Origin of the sequence: Streptomyces sp. SS1-1 (assembly GCF_008973465.1) — a bacterium.
Classification (GTDB): domain Bacteria; phylum Actinomycetota; class Actinomycetes; order Streptomycetales; family Streptomycetaceae; genus Streptomyces.
Genome location: NZ_WBXN01000004.1, coordinates 4,941,550 through 4,960,220, shown reverse-complemented (window position 1 = coordinate 4,960,220; position 18,671 = coordinate 4,941,550). Strand labels below are relative to the sequence as shown.

The window sequence follows — 18,671 nt, the reverse complement described above, 5'->3', positions numbered from 1 at the left end:
ACTAGGACGTCCAAGTAAATGTCGATGGGAGAACCGCCGCACCCGGGGCGCGGCGGTCGTCTCAGGCCTTGGCGGCGGCCGGCTCCACGCCGCTGACCAGCGGTTCCACCTCGCGCGTGACCGTGCGCTCGACGAAGAAGGCGGCGAGCGGGATCGTGCCGGCGAGGAGCACCCAGAGCAGCTTGCCGAACGGCCACTTCGCCTTGGACCCGAGGTCGAACGCGAAGATCAGGTACACGATGTACAGGAAGCCGTGGACCTGGGAGACGGCGAAGGTGACGTCCTCGCCCATGTCGAAGCCGTACTTGAACACCATGCAGGTGCACAGCACGAGCAGCATGACGGCGGTGACGTAGGCCATCACCCGGTAGCGGGTCAGGACGCTCTTCTTCATGGGGAAGAGCGTAACCACCCGTTCCGGGAGATCTTGGCGGGGGTCAGCCGTCCTCGAAGTCGTGTGCCGCGACCCGCAGCGGGCGCAGCATCGCGAAGATCTCCGCGCACTCCTCGGCGTCGTACACGCCGAGACCGAAGTCCATCGCCATCAGGTCGCGGGTGGCCGCGTCGACGACCTCGCGGCCCTTGTCGGTGATGGAGGCGAGGGTGCCGCGGCCGTCGTTGGGGTTGGGGCGCTTGGCCACCAGGCCGGACCGGACCAGCCGGTCCACGGTGTTCGTCACCGACGTGGGGTGCACCATCAGCCGCTCGCCGATCTTGGACATCGGCAGCTCGCCGGCCTTGGAGAAGTTCAGCAGGACCAGGGCCTCGTAGCGGGCGAAGGTCAGCCCGTAGGGCTTGACCACCGCGTCGACCTCGGCGAGCAGGATCTGCTGGGCGCGCATGATCGAGGTGATGGCGGCCATGGACGGCACACTGCCCCAGCGCTGCTTCCAGAGCTCGTCGGCGCGGGCGATGGGGTCGAAGGGAAGACTGAGCGGCTTCGGCACGCGCACGACCTTACCGGCCGGTCATATGCTGGTCAGCCCCGTCTCGCCCTTCGGTCGCACTCCCCGGCGCCCGCGCCGGCCGCTCACGCGGACGTGGTCTGCCTGACCTCGAACACCGACGTCCAGCGGTCGTCGTGCAGACAGGCGTTCATCCGCTCGACCAGGGCCCGGTGCGCGGAACCGGTCCGCCACGCCCGTACCGCCTCGAAGCTGTCCCACTCGCTGGTGAGCAGCCACTGGGCGGGGTCGTCCAGGGAGCGGCACAGCTGTTCCCCGAGGTGCCCGGGGACGGCCGTCGAGCCCCGGCGGACCTCGTCGTACGAGGTGACGAAGTCCGCCTCCATCCCGTCGCGCACGCGCAGCAGCCGCACCACGCGCACGCGGCCCGGGGCACCGCCCGTCATGACGGGTCGAGGACGACGGGCAGTTCGGCCAGACCGCGGAAGGCGGGGAACGGCACGGTCATCCAGCGCGCGTCCTCGGGCTTCTGGGCGAGGGCCACCTTCGGGTGCCGCGCGAAGAGCGTGCCCAGGGCGATCTGCATCTCCAGCCGGGCGAGCGGGGCGCCGACGCAGTAGTGCGGGCCGTAGCCGAAGGCGAGGTGCGACGCCTGGACGTTCGGGCGCCGGACGTCCATCTCGTCGGGGGCGGGGAACATCTCCGGGTCGCGGTGGGCGCCGGTGATGGAGATCTGGACCAGGGCGCCCTTGGGGATCAGGGTGTCCCGGACGACCACGTCCTCCCTGGCGTAGCGGAACGTGGAGTTCTCCACGGAGGTCTCGAACCGGAAGACCTCCTCGATGGCCGCGGCCAGCGTGCTCGCGTCCTTCAGCGCCAGCTCCTTCTGGTCCGGCCGGCTGAGCAGGTGGTAGACCGCGTTCCCGATCTGGTACGCCGTCGACTTGTGCCCGGCGAAGAGCAGCACCCAGGCCGTGGAGACGAGTTCGCCGTCGGTGAGGGCGCCCTCCTGGTCCTGGGCGGTGACGAGGGCGCTGAGCAGACCGCCGTCCGGCTCCCTGCGCTTGCGCGCGCAGAGGTCCACGAGATAGTCGCGGAGATTTCCCTCGGCGATCTCCAGTTTCGCGCGCGCCTCCGGACCGAATCCGGTCTGGGCGACCGTCGCGGACCATTCCTGCGCCTGCTTCCGCTCGTTCTCCGGAACGCCGAGGAGTTCACAGATGACCTGCAGCGGAAGGGGGAAGCAGAATTCCGGCAGAAGATTCACCGGCTCGTTCGTCGGGCAGGCGTCGAGCAGTTCGTCGGTGATCTGCTGGACCCGGGCCCGCAGGGATTCCACGCGCTTCGGGGTGAAGGTGTTGCCGACGATGCGCCGCAGCCGCGTGTGCTTCGGCGGGTCGGAGAAGAGCATGTTGTCGTCGAGGGCGATCGACGAGTCGCCGAAGATCCGGTGGTAGGCGTCGATGGCGCCGTACATGTCCTTGCTGAACCGGGGGTCGGCGAGGGCGGCGCGGGCGTCGTCATAACGCGTGATGAGGTACGTCTGCACGCCGTGCGGCGGGGACAGCGGGCAGACCGGCGCCGACTCCCTGAGGGCGGCGTACACGGGGTGCGGGTTTGCGCGGAACTCCCGGCTGCACGACGACGCCGCGGCGGCCGCCTCCTGTGCCGACAGTGCCTCGGATTCCTCGGATGCGAACGCTTGCGTCATGACTGATTCCCCGGGGGTTGGCGTGAATGACCGTGGTGTGAAGCCACAGTTGCCCGGGGCGCGGGACGCCGCAAACGGCGCTGCGCCATACGGGTTCGCCTGAGGAAGCACGTGTGGCTCGTGGGCCGTCACGGTAAACATCGTCGACGTGAGCGGACACGAAGCGGAATCTGTACCAGTTCTCGTCGTCGGCGGTTCCCTGGTGGGTCTTTCCACTTCGGTCTTCCTGGGACGCCTCGGAATTCAGCACCTCCTCGTGGAACGGCATACCGGGACGTCCACGCACCCGCGCGGCCGGGGCAACAACGTGCGCACGATGGAGATCTACCGGACCGCCGGCGTGGAGCCGCGGATCCGTGAGGCGGCGCGCGTGCTGTCCGGCAACGACGGCATCCTCCAGGTGGACACCCTCACCGGGACGCGGCGCCGCTGGATCATCGGGGACATCTCCGGCGGCATGGACATCACCACGGTGAGCTCGTCGGACTGGTGCCTGTGCAGCCAGAACGACCTGGAGCCCGTACTGCTGGAGTACGCGCGGGAGTTGGGCGCCGACGTCCGCTTCGGCTCCGAGGTGCTGTCCTTCACCCAGGACGGCGAGGGCGTACGGGCCGAGATCCTGGACCGGGCGTCCGGCCTGACCCGGGTGGTGCACGCCGACTACCTGGTCGCGGCCGACGGCCCGCGCAGCCCGGTGCGCACCCGCCTGGAGATCGGCCAGTCGGGACCGGGCGAGCTGTTCCACAACGTCAGCGTCACCTTCCGCAGCCGGAAGCTGAAGGACCACGTCGGCGAGAAACGATTCGTCGTCTGCTACGTGACCGACCCCGACGGCGAGGGCGCGCTGCTCCCGGTCGACAACGAGGAACGCTGGGTCATCCACGTCCCCTGGTACCCGGCCCGCGGCGAGACCCTCGAGGACTTCACCGACGAACGGCTCGCCGCGCACATCCGCGCCGCGGCCGGCGTCCAGGACATCGACGTCGAGATCACCGGCCGGGCGCCCTGGCACGCCTCGAAGCGCGTCGCCGACGCCTACGGCCAGGGCCGTGTCCTGCTCGCCGGCGACTCCGCCCACGAGATGCCGCCCACCGGCGCGTTCGGCTCCAACACCGGCATCCAGGACGCCCACAACCTGGCCTGGAAGCTGGCGGCCGTGCTGCGCGGCTGGGCGGGACCGGCGCTGCTGGACACCTACGAGCTCGAACGGCGCCCGGTCGCGCTGGCCACCGGCACCCGCGCCTGCCTCCAGGCCGCCGACGAACAGCACCCCGGCTTCAGCCCCGCCACGGAACGCACCGACGATCCGGCGGACATGATGACCGTCGCCCTGTGCTACCGCTACGCCTCCCGGGCCGTCGTGGACGCCCCCGCGCACCGCCCGGTCGTGCCGGACGCCTTCGAGCTCGGCGGTGAGCCGGGGAGCCGCGCGCCCCACCTGTGGGTCACCCGGGACGGCGTCCGGATCTCCACCCTGGACCTGTACGAGCGCTCCTTCGTGCTGCTCGCCGGGTCGGGCGGGCAGAAGTGGCGGACCGCCGTGCAGCAGGCGTCGGCGAACCTGGGCGTGCCCGTCGAGGCGTACCTCGTGGGCACCGGACCCGACCACGACCTGGCCCCGGAGGCGGGCGCCGACTGGGCCGAGCTGCACGGCACGGCCGAGGACGGCGCGGTGCTGGTGCGCCCCGACGGCTTCGTCGCCTGGCGGGCCGACGCGGCCATGCCGGACGCCGACCGGGTCCTGACGAACGTGCTGCGGAGCGTGCTCTGCCGCGACTGACCCGCCCCGCCACCCCGCATCACCGCACCCCGCATCACCGCGCCCCTCATCACTGTCACCCCTCATCGAGCACCGAGGACGGTGTGCCATGCCCCCTCTCTCCGGACGCATCGACGTCCACCACCACTTCACCGCCCCGGCCTGGCTGGACTGGGCGGAACAGCACGGCGTCGTCGACCGGCAGAGGCTGCCCTGGTGGACCCGCTGGGACCGCGACGCGGCCCTGGAGATCATGGACAAGACGGGCATCGGCACCGCCGTGATGACCGTGGCCATGCTCGGCCGGTTCCAGGACCGGACCGCGCGTCAGGAGAGCGCCCGGGTCGCGCTGCGCGCGGCGGCCGACGTCGTCGAGGCCGACCCGGAGCGCTTCGCCTTCTTCACCCCGGTCTTCCTGGACGACCTGGAGCTGTCGTCCTGGAGCGTGCGGCACGGCCTGGACGAGCTCGGCGCGGTCGGGGTGAGCACCCGGACCAGCATGGGCGGCGTCTTCCTCGGCGACCCGGCGCACGACCGGCTGCTGCGGGAGCTGGACGAGCGGTCCGCGGTCGTCAGCACGCACCCCATGGAGGTGCCGGCCGGCAAGGACGGCGCCGGCGGGCTGCCGGGGATGCCGCCCTTCGTGTGCGACTTCCTGATGGACACGACCCGCGCGGCCGTGAACCTCATCCGCAACGGCACCCTGGACCGCTACCCGAACCTGAGCTTCGTCCTGCCGCACGGCGGTGGCTTCCTCCCCTACATGGCCACCCGCCTGGAGCTGTTCGGCGGCTCGGTGGAGCCGGGCATCGAGCCCGAGCGGGTCCGCGACTATCTGCACCGCTTCTACTTCGACACGGCCGGGCCGATGTCGCCGTCCGCGACGCCGACGCTGATGGCCACCGTGGACCCGGACCGCATCCTCTTCGGCACGGACTGGCCGCCGACGCCCGCGCACGTCATCGCCGACCGGGTGACGCCGGCCCTGGACAGCGACCCGTTCCTGTCCGAGGAGCAGCTCCAGCGCATCAACCGGGACAACGCGCTGCGTCTGATGCCGGCGCTCGACCGGTCGTAGCCGGACCCCCGGCGCGTACGAGAAGGCCGCCGCCCGCACTCGATGGGTGCGGGCGGCGGCCTTCGTCGTGCGGGTCCGTCAGTCCTTGCGCCACTGGTAGAAGCAGCGGGCCATGGCGTCCTTCGGGCTCCGCCAGGTCTGCGGGTCGTAGGGGCTGACGAACGCCTCGAGGCGGCGGCTGATGCCGACGAACTCGGGGTGCCCGGCCACCTTCGCGATGGCGGGGCCCGGGTCCTGCTCGGCCTCGATGAAGTGCATGTAGACGTCGCCGAACTGGAACAGCGAGCGCTGGGTGACGCCCACGAGGTGGGGCAGTTCGCCGCGGTCGGACTCGGCGAAGACGCCGGCGATGTCCTTGGCGGCGCCCGGCTCCATGCGGGCGACGATCAGTGCGTGGTGCATGCCGCCTCCACTCGGTCGCGGATGAGGCGCATCTGGATGGGCGAGTTGCGGTTGATGATCTCCGTCATCCCGGCGTCGTCCACGGGCGCGTCGGGCTTCATCTCGAAGTCCTGCGTCCAGTGCATGCGGGTGCCGTCCGGGGTCTCCTCGTACTCCCACACGATGTTCATGTAGGCGAAGGGGCCGGTCTCGCTGCGGCGGGCGCGCACGACGAGCTTCTCGCGGTCGGCGACGCGCTCGGAGACCCAGCTCCACACCTTGCCGTTCTCGTCGGGGTGCATGGTGAGGCGGAACGTCACCGCGTCGCCCTCGCGGGACAGCACCTCGCAGGAGGCGTACTCGCTGAACAGCTCGGGCCAGCGCTCCAGGTCGTTCGTCATGTCCCAGACGAGGTCGACAGGGGCGGCGATGGTGATCTCGTTCTCCGTGTGTCCGGCCATGTCAGGCTCCCGTCGCGAGCGAGCCGTTGACCAGGTCGAGGAAGGCGCGCGGGCTCTTGCAGCGCTCCGCGTCGGTGGGCAGCGCCCGGCCGTGGCGGTTCTCCAGCTCGCCCACGATACCGAGCAGGCCGAGCGAGTCGAGGCCGAACTCGGCGAACGGGGTGTCCGCGCGGCCCTCCAGGTCGTGCGGGTCGACGGTCACACCGGCGGCCTGCTTCATCAGCGTCGCCAGCTCGGTGATGGTCACCTGGGTCACTTGCGTGGTCATACACGTTCTCCTTGTCGTTCTATACGGCGGACGCGTCGCCCCGGCGCAGGACGAGCGCCGCGTTGGAGCCCATGAGTCCCCGGCTGAGGACGAGGGCGGTGCGCAGGTCGGCCGGGCGGGCCGAGGACGTCACGAGGTCGATGTCGTGGCAGACGTCGAAGACGCCGGGCGTCGGCGGGATCAGCCCGTGTTCCATGGCCTGCACCGCGGCCACGACGTCGAGCATCGGGGCGCCGCAGTAGGAGCGCCCGATACCGGTCTTGGGGGCGGTGACCGGCACACGGGTGCCGTGCGGGCCGAGGGCGTCGGCGAGGGCGAGCGCCTCGGCGCGGTCGGCCTCGGGGACGCCCAGCGCGTCGGCGAAGACCACGTCGATCTCCTCCGGTGCGCAGCCGGCCTCGTCGAGGGCGCCGCGGATGGCCTGCGCGAGCCCGTCCCGCGAGCGGTCCCAGCGGGAGGCGCCGGTGAAGGTCGCCGCGTGCCCGGCGACGGTGGCCCGTACGTCCGCGTTCCGGCGGCGCGCCCGGTCCAGGTTCTCCACGACGAGGACGGCACCGCCCTCGGCGGGCACGAATCCGCAGGCCGCGGAGGTGAAGGGGCGGTAGGCGCGGGTGGGGTCGGCCTCGGTGCTGAGCTCGGGGTAGCCGAGCTGGCAGACGCCCGAGTAGGGGGCGAGGGGTGCCTCGGCCGCCCCGACCACGATGACGTCGGTGCCGCGGTGCACGGCCCGGGAGGCGTGCGCGACGGCGTCGAGGCCGCCCGCCTCGTCGGCGGCCACCACCGAGCAGGGGCCCTTGAAGCCCTTGCGGATGGAGATCTGGCCGGTGCTGGCCGCGTAGAACCAGGCGATGGACTGGTAGGGCCCGACGAACCGGGATCCCTTGCCCCACAGTTTCTGCAGTTCGCGCTGGCCGAACTCGCCGCCGCCCGATCCGGCGGCGGTGACGACGCCGACGGAGTACGGCGCCTCGGCCCAGGCGGCCTGGCTCAGCCCGGCGTCCTGGAGCGCGGCGTCGGCGGCCGCGAGCGCGAAGTGGGTGAACTTGTCGGTCTGGACGAGGAAGGTCTCCTCGATCAGGGCGGAGGCGTCGAAGCCGCGGACCTCTCCGGCGACCCGGAGCGGCAGGTGCTCGCAGCCCTCGCGGGTGACCCGGTCGAGGACGCTGGTGCCGTCCTTGACGTTCTTCCAGTACGTCTCGGCGTGCAGGCCGTTGGGCGCGACCACGCCGATGCCGGTGACGGCCGTCCGCCGGGTGGTTCGACCACTCATCGTCGTCTCCTCCCCTGGGGGCCCGTCAGGAGCACCGCGGACTGGAACCCGCCGAAGCCGCTGCCCACGGACAGGACGTTGTCCAGCCGGCGGGGGCGTGCGGTGCGCGGGACGTAGTCCAGGTCGCACTCGGGGTCCGGGGTCTCGTAGTTGGCCGTCGGCGGCACCACCTGGCGGGCCAGCGCGAGGACGCAGGCGACGACCTCGATCGCGCCGATCGCGCCGAGCGAGTGGCCCACCATGGACTTGATGGAGCTCATGGGGGTGTCGTAGGCGTGGGAGCCCAGCGACTTCTTGACGGCGGCGGTCTCGTGCCGGTCGTTCTGGCGGGTGCCGGAGCCGTGCGCGTTGACGTAGTCGATCTCCGTGGGGTTGACCCGCGCGTGGTCGAGCGTCTCGTCGATGGCGCGGGCCATCTCCAGGCCCTCACTGGTCAGACCGGTCATGTGGTAGGCGTTGCCGAAGGTGGCGTAGCCGCCGATCTCGCAGTAGACGTGCGCTCCGCGGGCCCGGGCGTGCTCCAGTTCCTCCAGGACGAGGACGGCGGCGCCCTCGCCCATGACGAAGCCGTCGCGGTGGGCGTCGAAGGGCCGTGAGGCGTGGGCCGGGTCGTCGTTGTTCGGCGAGGTGGCCTTGATGGCGTCGAAGCACGCCATGGTGATCGGGGAGATCGGGGAGTCCGAGGCGCCGGCGAGGCAGATGTCGGCGCGGCCCTCCTCGATGGTGTGGAAGGCGTAGCCGACGGCGTCGAGGCCGGAGGTGCAGCCGGTGGACACGGTCTGCACCGGCCCCTGGGCGCCGAAGCGTTCGGCGACGTCGGCGGCGAGCGTGCTGGGCGAGAACGCCCGGTGCAGCTGGGGCTCGGCGGCCCGGTGGTCGACGTCCCAGCGCTCGCCGTGCGCGCTGACGAGGACGTAGTCGTGTTCCAGGCGGGTGGTGCCGCCGACCGCGCTGCCGAGGGAGACGGCCACGCGCCAGGGGTTCTCGGCGGCGAGGTCGACCCCGCTGTCGGTCACGGCCTCCTGGGCGGCGACCAGGGCGAACTGGATGTAGCGGTCCGCGCGTTCGCCGATGGCGGGGTCGAGGCCGTGCTCGGCGGGGTCGAAGTCGCACTCGGCGGCTATGCGGGAGCGCAGCCCCTCGGGGTCGAACAGGGTGATCCCGCGGGTCGCCGTGCGGCCGCTGGAGAGCAGGTCCCAGAAGGCGGGGACGCCTATGCCGCCGGGGGCGACCACGCCTATGCCGGTCACCGCCACGCGCCGGGTCATGACAACACCCCGGGCCGGGCGGGGCTCGCTCCCTCTTCCTGGACGAGCGGGTAGGGCTTGAGGTCGTCGCTGATCTCCGGGGCCTCGGTGTCGACGTGACCGAGGCTCGGCTTGGGGGCCAGCGGGCCGAGGTGGAAGACCATCCGGGCCTCCTCGTCACCGACGTTGCGGAAGCGGTGCCGCATGTCGATGGGGATCATGAGTCCCTGGTCGGCCCGGAGGGAAAACGTTTCTCCGTCCAGGTCCACCTCCAGCCGGCCCTCCACGACGTACACGAACTCCTCCGAGTACGGGTGGTAGTGCTCACTGATGCGTTCGCCGGGCCGCATGATGGCCAGGCCCATGAAACCGCTGGTGGCGCCCACCGTGACGGGGGTGAGCAGGGTCCGCAGGTCGCCGCCGCGCTTGCGGTTCGGCTCGACGTCGTTGAGGTCCACGACGCGCGGGCGCATCTTGTCCATGGTCTGTCTCCAGGTCGTTCGTGAGGTGTCGGTCCCCGCGCCGTCAGGACTGCGCGGCCCTGCGGTCGGTGATGAGCGCCATGCCGGCGTGGGCGAGGAGGCGGTGCGCCTCGCGCTCGCCCGGGAGCGGTCCCGGCACGCCGAGCGCCTCGCCGTCGAGGAGGCGGGCGAGGACGGCGGCCTTGCGCGGGCCGTGGAGGCCGAGCGTCCTGACCGGGTCGGTCTCGGGGTCGCCCCGGACGTCGACCAGGCGGACGACGATGTCCTCGCGCTGGAAGACGGTGCTGCGGTGGACGGGGGACGCCGGGTCGGCGGCGGCCGCCTCGTCCTGACGGGCCAGCAGTTCCGCGAGCGCCAGTCCGCAGCCCGGCCGTGCCGGGTAGTAGAGGGCGTGCCGCGTGATGCCGTCGGGCTCCGGGCCGCCGCGCGCCACGTGGTGGACGGGCGGCATCGCGGCGCGGATGAAGAAGGTGCGGGCCGACTCGGGGTCGGCGAGGTCCCGGTCCTGCTCCAGATGCGGGTTCAGGGCCTCTTCGACGGCCCGGATCTCGGGCTGGCGGGAGACGTGGCGCAGCGCCTTGGTCAGGTCGCCCTCCACCTCCACCGTGCGCACGACGCGGTTGCCGTGCATGAAGAGGGTGGTGCGGCGCAGCCGGGTCGTGTCGTCGACGCGGGCCTCGGGCGGGGTGTAACCGGCGAGGATCTCCGCGACCTTGGACTCGGAGCCGGGCTTGACGGTGAAGGTGAGGGCGTGTCGGATCACGCCGTCGCCCGTCCGCGGGGCCGTCTGGAGCCCTCCGGTGGGGCGCTGGTGTCCGCCGGTCTCGCGGACGACGCCGAAGCGCGTCGAGCGGAGTTCACGGACGCAGTTCTGCAGCGGCCGGACCGTCTCGATGTGGTCCTCGCTGTTGACCCAGGCGAGGTAGGGCGGGGCCGTGGCCCACTCACTGGTGATGATCCACTGGGAGGGGTTCTCCACGGACTGGCAGAGCTGGTCACCGAGGTGACCGGGTATCGACGCGACGCGGTCGCGCATCTGCTCGTAGGCGTCCAGGAACTCCTGCTGCGCGCCTTCCTTGAGGTCGACGAACAGGAGGACGCGCATCCTGGAGCCGTCGAACGCCGACTGCGACGTAACGGGCGAAGTGGTCATCCGGCGGACCCTTCCTTCGCGGGAGCAAGCGGCGGCCGTACCCTCGTCCACCAGCGCGAACGCGGATCCCGGCCCTGAGCCTTCATCGTGGGTCAGGGCCTTTCGGACCGCGAGCCGCGCGGGCCATCCGAGGGACCGGCCCGCGCCCCGGGACGCCGCGAGGCGCCCCCGCCGCCGGGGGCGCCTCAAAGTCCCCCTGCCGGCAGGGGGGTTGTGCGTTGCCGGGGGCTACCGGCGGCCGGTCATCCGGCCAGGTACCGCTCCACGGTCTCCACCTTGGAGGTGAGTCCGTCGGTCACGCCGGGCCGGATGTCCGCCTTCAGCACGAGCGACACGCGGGGCGCCCGCGCCTCGACGGCCGCGACGGCACGCTTCACGACGTCCATGACCTCGTCCCAGCTCTCGCCCTCGACGGAGGTGAACATCGCGTCGGTGCGGTGCGGCAGCCCCGACTCGCGGACCACCCGGACGGCGTCGGCGACGTACTCCCCCACGTCCTCGCCGACACCGAGCGGGGTCACGGAGAACGCGACGATCATGCGTTCACGATCCCTTCCTGACGGGCGCGGGACGCGATCACCGCGTCCTCGGCCTCCCGCTTGAGCCGGCGGTCCGCGAAGAAGCCGCCGGTCGGCAGGACGGACAGGACGAGGTAGAGGGCGGCGGTGCCCAGCGGCCACTTGGCGCGGTTCCAGGCGTCCGCCCAGAAGACCAGGTACAGGACGAACAGGACTCCGTGGACCGCGCCCATGACGGGCACCGCGTTGAAGTCCGTGGTCCGCTTCAGCACCGAGCAGACGAGCAGGAGCAGGAACGACACCGCCTCGGGGGTCGAGACGAGACGGAGGCGGCGCAGCGCGCCGGCGGTCTTGAGGTCCACGGGTCACCTTCGGGGTGGGGTGGTCGGCGGGAGGGAGGGCGACCGGCCGTGATCAGCTTGTGAACGCAAGCACAATCGCCCTCGGTCATTGTGGCAAACGCGCGGGACGCCCGGGGCGCGGGGGTCGGCGGCCACCCGCGGGGGCGCCCACCCGCCCGCCCCAGGGTCCCGTCAGGGGTGAAGTCCGTCGCAGGTCTCTGTCCGCCGGGGGCGCCTGCGGTTACCTTCGCTGCGTGGCGATGTTCCGACTCCAGGGCAGCAAGGTGCTCGCCGTCGACATGACCGGGGACGCCGTGAAGGCGAAGAACGGCTCGATGGTCGCGTACGACGGGCAGATGGCCTTCAAGAAGATGAGCGGCGGCGGTGAGGGCATCCGGGGCATGGTGACCCGGCGCCTCACCGGTGAGCAGATGACGGTGATGGAGGTGAAGGGGCACGGGACGTGCTGGTTCGCGGACCGGGCCTCCGAGATCAACCTGGTGAACCTCCAGGGCGACAAGCTCTACGTCGAGTCCAGCAACCTGCTCGCGACGGACGCGGCGCTGCGGACCGGCACGACCTTCACGGGCCTGCGCGGCGCCTCCCAGGGCAACGGGCTGTTCACGACGACCGTCGAGGGGCACGGCCAGGCGGCGATCATGTCGGACGGCCCGGCGGTGGTGCTGCGGGTCAGCGCGCAGTACCCGCTGACCGTCGACCCGGGCGCCTATGTGGCCCACCAGGGGAACCTGCGGCAGTCCCTCCAGTCCGGTGTGACGTTCCGCACGCTCATGGGCGAGGGCGGCGGGGAGGCCTTCCAGATCCGCTTCGAGGGGGACGGGCTGGTGTACGTACAGCCGAGTGAGCGCAACACGATCGCGGGGGACCTCTGAGATGGCCTTCCGTGAGATCAACTCCAAGATGATCGAGGCGACCGTCCTGCCGGGGCAGCGTCTGTTCAGTCAGCGCGGCGCGATGCTCGCCTACAAGGGCGAGGTCTCCTTCACCCCGAACCTGACCGGCGGCCAGGGCGGGTTCATGTCGATGATCGGGCGCCGGGTGGCGAACGAGGACACCCCGCTGATGAGCGTCGAGGGCAGCGGCACGGTGCTGTTCGGGCACGGCGGCCACCACATCCAGGTGATCAACCTCGCCGGGGACACGCTGTACGTCGAGGCGGACCGGCTGCTCGCCTTCGAGGGCACCCTCCAGCAGGGCACGATGTTCCTCGGCTCGCAGGGCGGCGTGATGGGCATGGTGCGCGGCCAGGTCAGCGGCCAGGGCCTGTTCACGACCACCTTGAAGGGGCACGGGTCGGTGGCGGTCATGGCGCACGGCGGGGTCTTCGAGGTCCCGATCACCCCGCAGCGCCCGGTCCACGTCGACCCGCAGGCGTACGTCGCCCACCACGGCGACGTACGGAACAAGCTGTCGACGGCGCTGGGCTGGCGGGACATGGTGGGCCGGGGCTCCGGCGAGGCGTTCCAGCTGGAGCTCAGCGGCAGCGGTGCGGTGTACGTGCAGGCCTCGGAGGAAAAACTGTGAGCCACTACCCGGGCGCGGGTCCCACCGTGTACGACCCGATGACGCTGCCCAGCGACGACAACGTCGACTCGTACACCTTCTGCGTGGAGCTCAAGGGGAACCAGTGGTTCCTGCAGAAGGGCAAGATGATCGCCTACTACGGCTCGATGGAGTTCAACGGCATCGGGCACGGCCGTCTGGACCGTCTCGTCCGTACGTCCTTCCATTCGCCACTGCACGCGAGCGACTGGGTCGTGGCGGAGGGCTCGGGCAAGATGCTGCTGGCCGACCGGGCTTTCGACGTCAATTCGTACGACCTCGACGACGGCAACCTGACCATTCGCTCGGGCAACCTGCTCGCTTTTCAGCCAAGTCTCGCCCTCAAGCAATCGATCGTGCCGGGTTTTCTGACACTGATCGGAACCGGGAAGTTCGTGGCCGCATCTAACGGGCCGGTGGTGTTCATGGAACCCCCGATCCGGGTGGACCCGCAGGCGCTCGTCGGCTGGGCCGACTGCCCGTCGCCGTGCCACCACTACGACCACGGCTACATGAGCGGCGTGATGGGCGGTCTACGTGCACTGACGGGCATCGGAGGGGCCTCCGGGGAGGAGCATCAGTTCGAGTTCGTCGGGGCCGGCACGGTGCTGCTCCAGTCGAGCGAGACCCTCATGGCGGAGCAGGCCACGGGGGTGCTGCCGCCGGACGCCGGAGTCCCCGGTTCCGGTGGGGCGCACACAGGGCCTTCACAAGCGGGCGGGGGACCGCGCCTTCCCGGACAGCTGGGGGACCTCCAGCGTCGCTTCGGGCTGTGAGCGGTAGTCTGCGGAGTGTGACATCGAACGTGTGCGCACACGGGTGACACGTCACACGCCACCCCTCACTAGTTCGCCTTTCAACATTTTAGGTAGACTTCATTCATGGAGACCGAGACGGCCACCCGCTGGCTGACCAATGCGGAGCAGTGCGCCTGGCGCACCCACCTGGAGGTCAACAGGCTGTTGACGTACCAGCTCGAGAAGGACCTCCAGCCGTTCGGCCTGACAATGAACGACTACGAGATCCTGGTGAACCTGTCGGAGTCGGAGGACGTACGGATGCGGATGAGCGACCTCGCGTCGGCCACCCTCCAGTCCAAGAGCCGGCTCTCCCACCAGATCACCCGGATGGAGAACGCCGACCTGGTCCGGCGCGAGAACTGCGAATCCGACCGGCGCGGCCTCTACGCGGTCCTGACCGAGCACGGCATGGAGACGATGAACAAGGTCGCGCCGCATCACGTGGCGTCCGTGCGCAGGCACTTCATCGACCTGCTCTCCCCCGAGGCCCTGACCGAGCTCGACAAGGCCCTCAAGCCGATCGCCGAGCACCTGCGCAGCCAGCGCGGGCGCCCCTGACCCGGACGGCGCACCCCCTAGCGGGCCCGCGGCAGGCGGAGCTCGAACAGAGCTCCGCCCGCGGGCGCCCGGCCCACGGTCAGCGTCCCCCCGTGCCGTACGGCGACATCGCGGGCGATGGCCAGGCCGAGCCCGGCGCCTCCGTCGTCCCGGCTGCGCGCCTCGTCCAGCCGGACGAACCGCTCGAAGATCCGCTCCCGGTCGGCCTCCGGCACCCCGTCCCCGTCGTCGGCGACGGACACGACCGCCCACTCCCCCTCCGCCCGCACGCCCACGGTGACCGCCGAACGGGCGTGCCGCAGCGCGTTGTCCAGCAGGTTGGTGAGCACCCGCCCCACCTGCGCCCGCGACCCGGCCACCGGCACGGCGGCCGCCGTCACCGCCACCCCGGCCCGCCCCTCGGCGTGCTCGCGGACCAGCGCGCCCAGGTCGAAGCGCGCGTCCCCCGGCCGCTCCCCCGCGTCCAGCCGGGCGAGCAGCAGCAGATCGGCGGCGAGCGTCTGCAGCCGTACGGTATCCGCCACCGCCCCCTCCAGATCGAGCAGAGCGGGGTGCGCGGCGCCCACCTCCAGCTGGGTGCGCAACGAGGCGATGGGGCTGCGCAGCTCGTGCGAGGCGTCCGCGACGAAGCGGCGCTGGCGCTCCACTGAGCTCTCCAGCGCGGCCAGCGTCTCGTTGGTCGTCAGGGCCAGCCGGGCCACCTCGTCGTGGGTGGACGGGACCGGGACGCGGCGCGCCAGGTCCTCGCTGGCGGTGATGGCCGCCATCTCGCGCCGGATGCCCTCGACCGGGTTCAGCGCGCGCCGGGTGACCAGCCAGGTGGCGCCCGCGACGACGGCGAGCAGCAGCGGGAAGCCGATCAGCAGGGCGGTGGTCGCCGTGCCGACGGCGCTGCGCTCCGCGGCGAGCGGCGCCCCGGCGTGCACGGTGAGGGTGCCCCGGTCCTCGAACTCGACCTCGACGGAGGCGAACCGGTAGTCCGCGGTGGTGCCGTCGACGGTCGCCGTGCCGGTGCTGAAGTCGGTCTCGGAGTCGACCTCGCCGGTCCGGGCCTCACGGTCGTCGTCCGGGCCGCCGGAGCCGTGGCCGGAGTCGTCGTCGCCGTCGTCGTCCTCGCCGCCCCGGCCGCCCCCGTCCTCCCCCGGCCGTACGGCGTCGACGCCGGTGCCGGTGATGCGCTCCAGGTCGTCGCTGACCGCGACCACCCGGTCCCGCTCATCGACGATCTGGACGGGCCGGTCGTCCTCGTCGAGGCCGGTCAGCTTGTCGTAGGGCCGGCCGTCGGACAGTTCGACGGCGACGGCCCGCGCCGCGTTCGCCGCCTCGGTCTCCGCCTGCCCGGTCAGGTCGGACCGCAGCGACAGCAGGACGGCCGCCCCGGCGGCGATCAGGGCCACCGCGACCACGAGCGTGGCGGCGAGCGTCGCCCGGGAGCGGACGGAACCGAACAGACGGCGCGTCACGGCGCCGGCTCCTGCCGCTCGAGCCGGTACCCGGCGCCCCGGACGGTCCGGATCAGCTCCGGCCGCAGCTTGCGCCGCAGCGCGCTGACGTAGACCTCGACGATGTTCGGGTCGCCGTCGTAGGCGAAGTCCCAGACGTGCTCCAGGATCCGCGCCTTGGACACGACCTCGCCGGGCCGTGTCACGAGCGTCTCCAGCACCGAGAACTCCCGCGTGGTCAGCGGCACCTCGTCGGCGCCGAGGAAGACCCGGCGGGCGGCCGTGTCGACCCGGAGGTCGCCGAGGACGAGCACGGGTGAGGCGCCCGCGCCCTGCCGGCCGCGCCGCAGCAGGGCCTTCACTCGGGCGACCAGGACGACGTACGAGAACGGCTTGGTGAGGTAGTCGTCGGCGCCGGTGTCCAGGCCCTCGGCCTCGTCGTACTCGCCGTCCTTGGCGGTGAGCATGAGGATCGGCACGTCGTGGCCGGCGGCGCGCAGGGCGGCGCAGACGCGGTAGCCGTTCATGCCGGGCAGCATGATGTCGAGGATCACGAGGTCGTAGGTCCCCTCGCCGGCCAGGCGCAGCCCTTCGAGGCCGTCGTGGACGACGTCCACGGCGTAGCCCTCGGCGGTCAGGCCCCGGGCGAGGGACCGGGCCAGGCGTCTTTCGTCCTCCACGATCAGCAGGCGCATGCGTACAGCGTGGCAAAGCGCACCTGAAGACGTCTTCAGGGTCCTTCAGCTTCCTCTCAGCATCGGCCGGGCACATTGGGTCCCGTCGAAAGGCACGAGCCGGAATGTTCGGCAGGAAACGGGAGGAACACCATGAAGCGCAATCTCGTCCTCGCCACCGTCGCCGCGGCGGCCCTGATCGGCGGCGGCACGGTCGCGGCCTACGCGGGCGGCGGTGACGACGGAGCGTCGCGGTCGGACGTCCGGGTCGCCGACGACCGCGACGACACGCGGAAGGACGACGACCGGGACGACACCCGTGACGACCGCGAGGAGGCCGCTTCGCAGGCGCGGGGCGCCGAGGTCACCGCCGCCGACGCGATCGCGGCCGCGCTGGAGCGGACCCCGGGCACGGCCGTCTCCGCCGAACTGGACGACGACGGCTCCCGCGTCTGGGAGGTCACCGTCGTCCAGGGCGACGGCACCGAGCACGACGTGCGGGTCTCCGCGGGCGACGGCAAGGTGCTGAGCGACCGGCGCGACGACGATGACGAGCGCGAGGGCCGGGCGGACCTCGCCGCGCTGAAGGGCGCGTCGGTCGACGCCCGCGAGGCAGCCGAGGCGGCGGCCGCCAAGGGCGTGGTCGTGGAGATCGACCTCGACGACGACGGCCCGGCCGCCTGGAAGGCCGAGACCACCAAGGGCGAATGGAACGTCGACCTGAAGAGCGGCGCGGTGACCCCGCACCACGACGACGACGGCCGGGACGACCACCACGGCGGCCGCGGCCACGACGACCGCGACGACGACTGACGTCAGGGCGTCGCCGTCACACGATCCCCGTCCCCACGGGCCGAGGGGCGCCACGCCGGGTGGCGCCCCTCACCGCCGTCCCCGCCACGAGCAGCGTCGCCGCGCCGGTCGCGGCCAGGCACCAGCCCGTCGGGAGCAGTCCGGCCAGCACCCCGGCGGCGGCCGTACCGGCCGTACTCCCCGCGTTGACCGCCGTGTTGACCCAGGCGCCCGCCCGCACCCGGGCGCCGGACGGTGCCGACTCGTCGGCGAGGAGGTAGGCCGTGGTGAGGGCCGGCGACACGAAGAACCCGGCGGCCGCCATGACCGCCGTGAGCGTGCCGAGCCCGGTCGCCAGGCCCGCGAGGAGCACGGCGAGCCCGAGCCCGGCCGTCAGCGGCGGCAGCCGTACGCCCGCGGGCTTCCGCCAGGACACCGCCCCGTGGAGCAGTCCGCCGACGGCGCTCCCGGCGGACAGGGCGGCCAGCGGCCAGGCCGCTCCGGCGCCGCCCGGACCGTGCTCCTCGGCGAACGCGACGACGAGCAGGTCGGCGGCGCCCAGCGCGAGCCCGACGCCGAGCGCGGCGAGCACGGGTTGCCGGATCGCTGCCAGGACCCCGCCGCGAGCACCGTCGCGGGCCGTGCTCCCCACCCGCTCGGGCCGTACCGACCGCACCACGGGGGACATCACGAAGCCGGCCGCGCCGGCCGCGATCAGCACCGCCCCGGCCGCGATGCCGGCGGCCGGCGGGGCGACCGCCACCAGGGCGCCGACCAGCAACGGGCCGGAGACGAACAGCAGTTCCTCGGCGACGGCGTCCAGGCTGTAGGCGCGCCGCAGCAGGTCCGGGTCGGGGGCGATCCCGCCCCACACGGCCCGCATGGCCGGACCGAGCGGCGGGGTGCAGGCGCCCGCGGCGGCGGCCACCGCGCCGAGGACCAGCGGCGAGGCGGCGCCCGGCTGCCGGACGACGGCCGTGAGGAGCCCGAGCAGCCCGGCGTAGGCGGCGGTCATCGGCACGAGGGCCCGGCGCGGACCGTGCCGGTCGATCAGGGCGGCCCGCGCGGGCGAGAGGAAGACGCTCGTCGCGGAGAACAGCGCCATCACGGCGCCGGCCACCGTGTAGGACCCGCTGGTCCGGGTCACGGCGAGCATCAGGGACAGGGGGACGATCCCGTACGACAGCCGGCCCAGCAGGGCGGCGGCGAAGGTCGTACGGGCATGGGGCAGGCGCAGCACGTGCGCGTAGGAGGCGGGCATGGCGAGT

23 protein-coding genes are annotated in these 18,671 nt (G+C 72.2%); 7 read left to right on the top strand and 16 right to left on the bottom strand.

The features are described 5' to 3' along the window. Positions 1-61: 61 nt before the first annotated feature. The 4 genes from F8R89_RS24340 to F8R89_RS24325 all read right to left on the bottom strand — a co-directional run bounded on the left by F8R89_RS24340 (position 62) and on the right by F8R89_RS24325 (position 2,616). Positions 62-394 (bottom strand): DUF3817 domain-containing protein, encoded by a 333-nt coding sequence (locus tag F8R89_RS24340; protein ID WP_151785937.1) that lies wholly within the window; start codon positions 392-394, stop codon positions 62-64. Between the two features lie 43 nt (positions 395-437). Next, a complete protein-coding gene (locus F8R89_RS24335; RefSeq protein ID WP_151785936.1) occupies positions 438-947 on the bottom strand; it encodes a MarR family winged helix-turn-helix transcriptional regulator in 510 nt (169 codons plus the stop codon). Positions 948-1,030: 83 nt separating this feature from the next. Further along, the gene (locus F8R89_RS24330) at positions 1,031-1,351 is read right to left on the bottom strand and encodes an antibiotic biosynthesis monooxygenase family protein (RefSeq protein ID WP_151785935.1); all 321 of its coding nucleotides are present in this window, start codon (positions 1,349-1,351) and stop codon (positions 1,031-1,033) included. After that, positions 1,348-2,616 (bottom strand): cytochrome P450 family protein, encoded by a 1,269-nt coding sequence (locus F8R89_RS24325; RefSeq protein ID WP_151785934.1) that lies wholly within the window; start codon positions 2,614-2,616, stop codon positions 1,348-1,350. Before F8R89_RS24325 ends, F8R89_RS24330 begins: the two co-directional genes overlap by 4 nt. Before the next feature lie 148 nt (positions 2,617-2,764). On the opposite strand from F8R89_RS24325, the gene F8R89_RS24320 reads away from it, so the two are divergent. Next, positions 2,765-4,396 carry an FAD-dependent oxidoreductase gene (locus F8R89_RS24320; RefSeq protein WP_151785933.1) on the top strand — a complete coding sequence of 544 codons (1,632 nt, stop codon included), beginning with the start codon at positions 2,765-2,767 and terminating at the stop codon, positions 4,394-4,396. 88 nt (positions 4,397-4,484) lie between these two features. Next, entirely contained in the window at positions 4,485-5,453 is a 969-nt protein-coding gene (locus tag F8R89_RS24315; protein WP_151785932.1) for an amidohydrolase family protein, read from the top strand. Between the two features lie 78 nt (positions 5,454-5,531). On the opposite strand, the gene F8R89_RS24310 is transcribed toward F8R89_RS24315, so the two are convergent. The 9 genes from F8R89_RS24310 to F8R89_RS24270 form a co-directional block, all read right to left on the bottom strand. Then, the gene (locus F8R89_RS24310) at positions 5,532-5,855 is read right to left on the bottom strand and encodes a TcmI family type II polyketide cyclase (protein WP_151785931.1); all 324 of its coding nucleotides are present in this window, start codon (positions 5,853-5,855) and stop codon (positions 5,532-5,534) included. Further along, positions 5,840-6,295: an SRPBCC family protein gene (locus F8R89_RS24305; RefSeq protein ID WP_151785930.1), complete on the bottom strand. Its 456-nt coding sequence runs from the start codon at positions 6,293-6,295 to the stop codon at positions 5,840-5,842. Before F8R89_RS24305 ends, F8R89_RS24310 begins: the two co-directional genes overlap by 16 nt. 1 nt (position 6,296) lies before the next feature. Then, positions 6,297-6,563: an acyl carrier protein gene (locus F8R89_RS24300; RefSeq protein ID WP_151785929.1), complete on the bottom strand. Its 267-nt coding sequence runs from the start codon at positions 6,561-6,563 to the stop codon at positions 6,297-6,299. Between the two features lie 19 nt (positions 6,564-6,582). Next, complete coding sequence (locus F8R89_RS24295; protein ID WP_151785928.1) at positions 6,583-7,833, bottom strand: ketosynthase chain-length factor; 1,251 nt, start codon at positions 7,831-7,833, stop codon at positions 6,583-6,585. Beyond that, the gene (locus F8R89_RS24290) at positions 7,830-9,101 is read right to left on the bottom strand and encodes a beta-ketoacyl-[acyl-carrier-protein] synthase family protein (protein ID WP_151785927.1); all 1,272 of its coding nucleotides are present in this window, start codon (positions 9,099-9,101) and stop codon (positions 7,830-7,832) included. The genes F8R89_RS24295 and F8R89_RS24290 overlap by 4 nt, the downstream gene beginning before the upstream one ends. Next, positions 9,098-9,562 carry a cupin domain-containing protein gene (locus tag F8R89_RS24285; RefSeq protein WP_151785926.1) on the bottom strand — a complete coding sequence of 155 codons (465 nt, stop codon included), beginning with the start codon at positions 9,560-9,562 and terminating at the stop codon, positions 9,098-9,100. The genes F8R89_RS24290 and F8R89_RS24285 overlap by 4 nt, the downstream gene beginning before the upstream one ends. A gap of 43 nt (positions 9,563-9,605) precedes the next feature. After that, on the bottom strand, positions 9,606-10,715 hold the full coding sequence (locus tag F8R89_RS24280) for a SchA/CurD-like domain-containing protein (protein ID WP_151785925.1): 1,110 nt from the start codon (positions 10,713-10,715) through the stop codon (positions 9,606-9,608). A 242-nt stretch (positions 10,716-10,957) separates the two neighbouring features. Then, positions 10,958-11,254 carry an MTH1187 family thiamine-binding protein gene (locus F8R89_RS24275; RefSeq protein ID WP_062667745.1) on the bottom strand — a complete coding sequence of 99 codons (297 nt, stop codon included), beginning with the start codon at positions 11,252-11,254 and terminating at the stop codon, positions 10,958-10,960. After that, the gene (locus tag F8R89_RS24270) at positions 11,251-11,595 is read right to left on the bottom strand and encodes a DUF3817 domain-containing protein (protein ID WP_151785924.1); all 345 of its coding nucleotides are present in this window, start codon (positions 11,593-11,595) and stop codon (positions 11,251-11,253) included. The genes F8R89_RS24275 and F8R89_RS24270 overlap by 4 nt, the downstream gene beginning before the upstream one ends. 239 nt (positions 11,596-11,834) lie before the next feature. On the opposite strand from F8R89_RS24270, the gene F8R89_RS24265 reads away from it, so the two are divergent. The 4 genes from F8R89_RS24265 to F8R89_RS24250 all read left to right on the top strand — a co-directional run bounded on the left by F8R89_RS24265 (position 11,835) and on the right by F8R89_RS24250 (position 14,495). Further along, positions 11,835-12,467: an AIM24 family protein gene (locus tag F8R89_RS24265; protein WP_151788271.1), complete on the top strand. Its 633-nt coding sequence runs from the start codon at positions 11,835-11,837 to the stop codon at positions 12,465-12,467. 1 nt (position 12,468) lies between these two features. Further along, positions 12,469-13,119, top strand: coding sequence for an AIM24 family protein (locus F8R89_RS24260; RefSeq protein WP_151785923.1), 651 nt, complete (start codon positions 12,469-12,471; stop codon positions 13,117-13,119). After that, positions 13,116-13,913 (top strand): AIM24 family protein, encoded by a 798-nt coding sequence (locus F8R89_RS24255; protein WP_151785922.1) that lies wholly within the window; start codon positions 13,116-13,118, stop codon positions 13,911-13,913. Before F8R89_RS24260 ends, F8R89_RS24255 begins: the two co-directional genes overlap by 4 nt. A 105-nt stretch (positions 13,914-14,018) precedes the next feature. Next, positions 14,019-14,495 carry a MarR family winged helix-turn-helix transcriptional regulator gene (locus F8R89_RS24250; protein ID WP_151785921.1) on the top strand — a complete coding sequence of 159 codons (477 nt, stop codon included), beginning with the start codon at positions 14,019-14,021 and terminating at the stop codon, positions 14,493-14,495. Positions 14,496-14,512: 17 nt separating this feature from the next. On the opposite strand, the gene F8R89_RS24245 is transcribed toward F8R89_RS24250, so the two are convergent. After that, entirely contained in the window at positions 14,513-15,958 is a 1,446-nt protein-coding gene (locus F8R89_RS24245; protein ID WP_151785920.1) for a sensor histidine kinase, read from the bottom strand. Beyond that, positions 15,955-16,632: a response regulator transcription factor gene (locus F8R89_RS24240; RefSeq protein ID WP_151785919.1), complete on the bottom strand. Its 678-nt coding sequence runs from the start codon at positions 16,630-16,632 to the stop codon at positions 15,955-15,957. Before F8R89_RS24240 ends, F8R89_RS24245 begins: the two co-directional genes overlap by 4 nt. A gap of 132 nt (positions 16,633-16,764) precedes the next feature. Between F8R89_RS24240 and F8R89_RS24235 the strand changes: the two genes are divergently transcribed. Next, positions 16,765-17,424, top strand: a complete 660-nt coding sequence (locus F8R89_RS24235) for a PepSY domain-containing protein (protein WP_151785918.1) — start codon at positions 16,765-16,767, stop codon at positions 17,422-17,424. Positions 17,425-17,440: 16 nt separating this feature from the next. On the opposite strand, the gene F8R89_RS24230 is transcribed toward F8R89_RS24235, so the two are convergent. After that, positions 17,441-18,664, bottom strand: a complete 1,224-nt coding sequence (locus F8R89_RS24230) for an MFS transporter (RefSeq protein WP_151785917.1) — start codon at positions 18,662-18,664, stop codon at positions 17,441-17,443. Positions 18,665-18,671 lie beyond the last annotated feature (7 nt).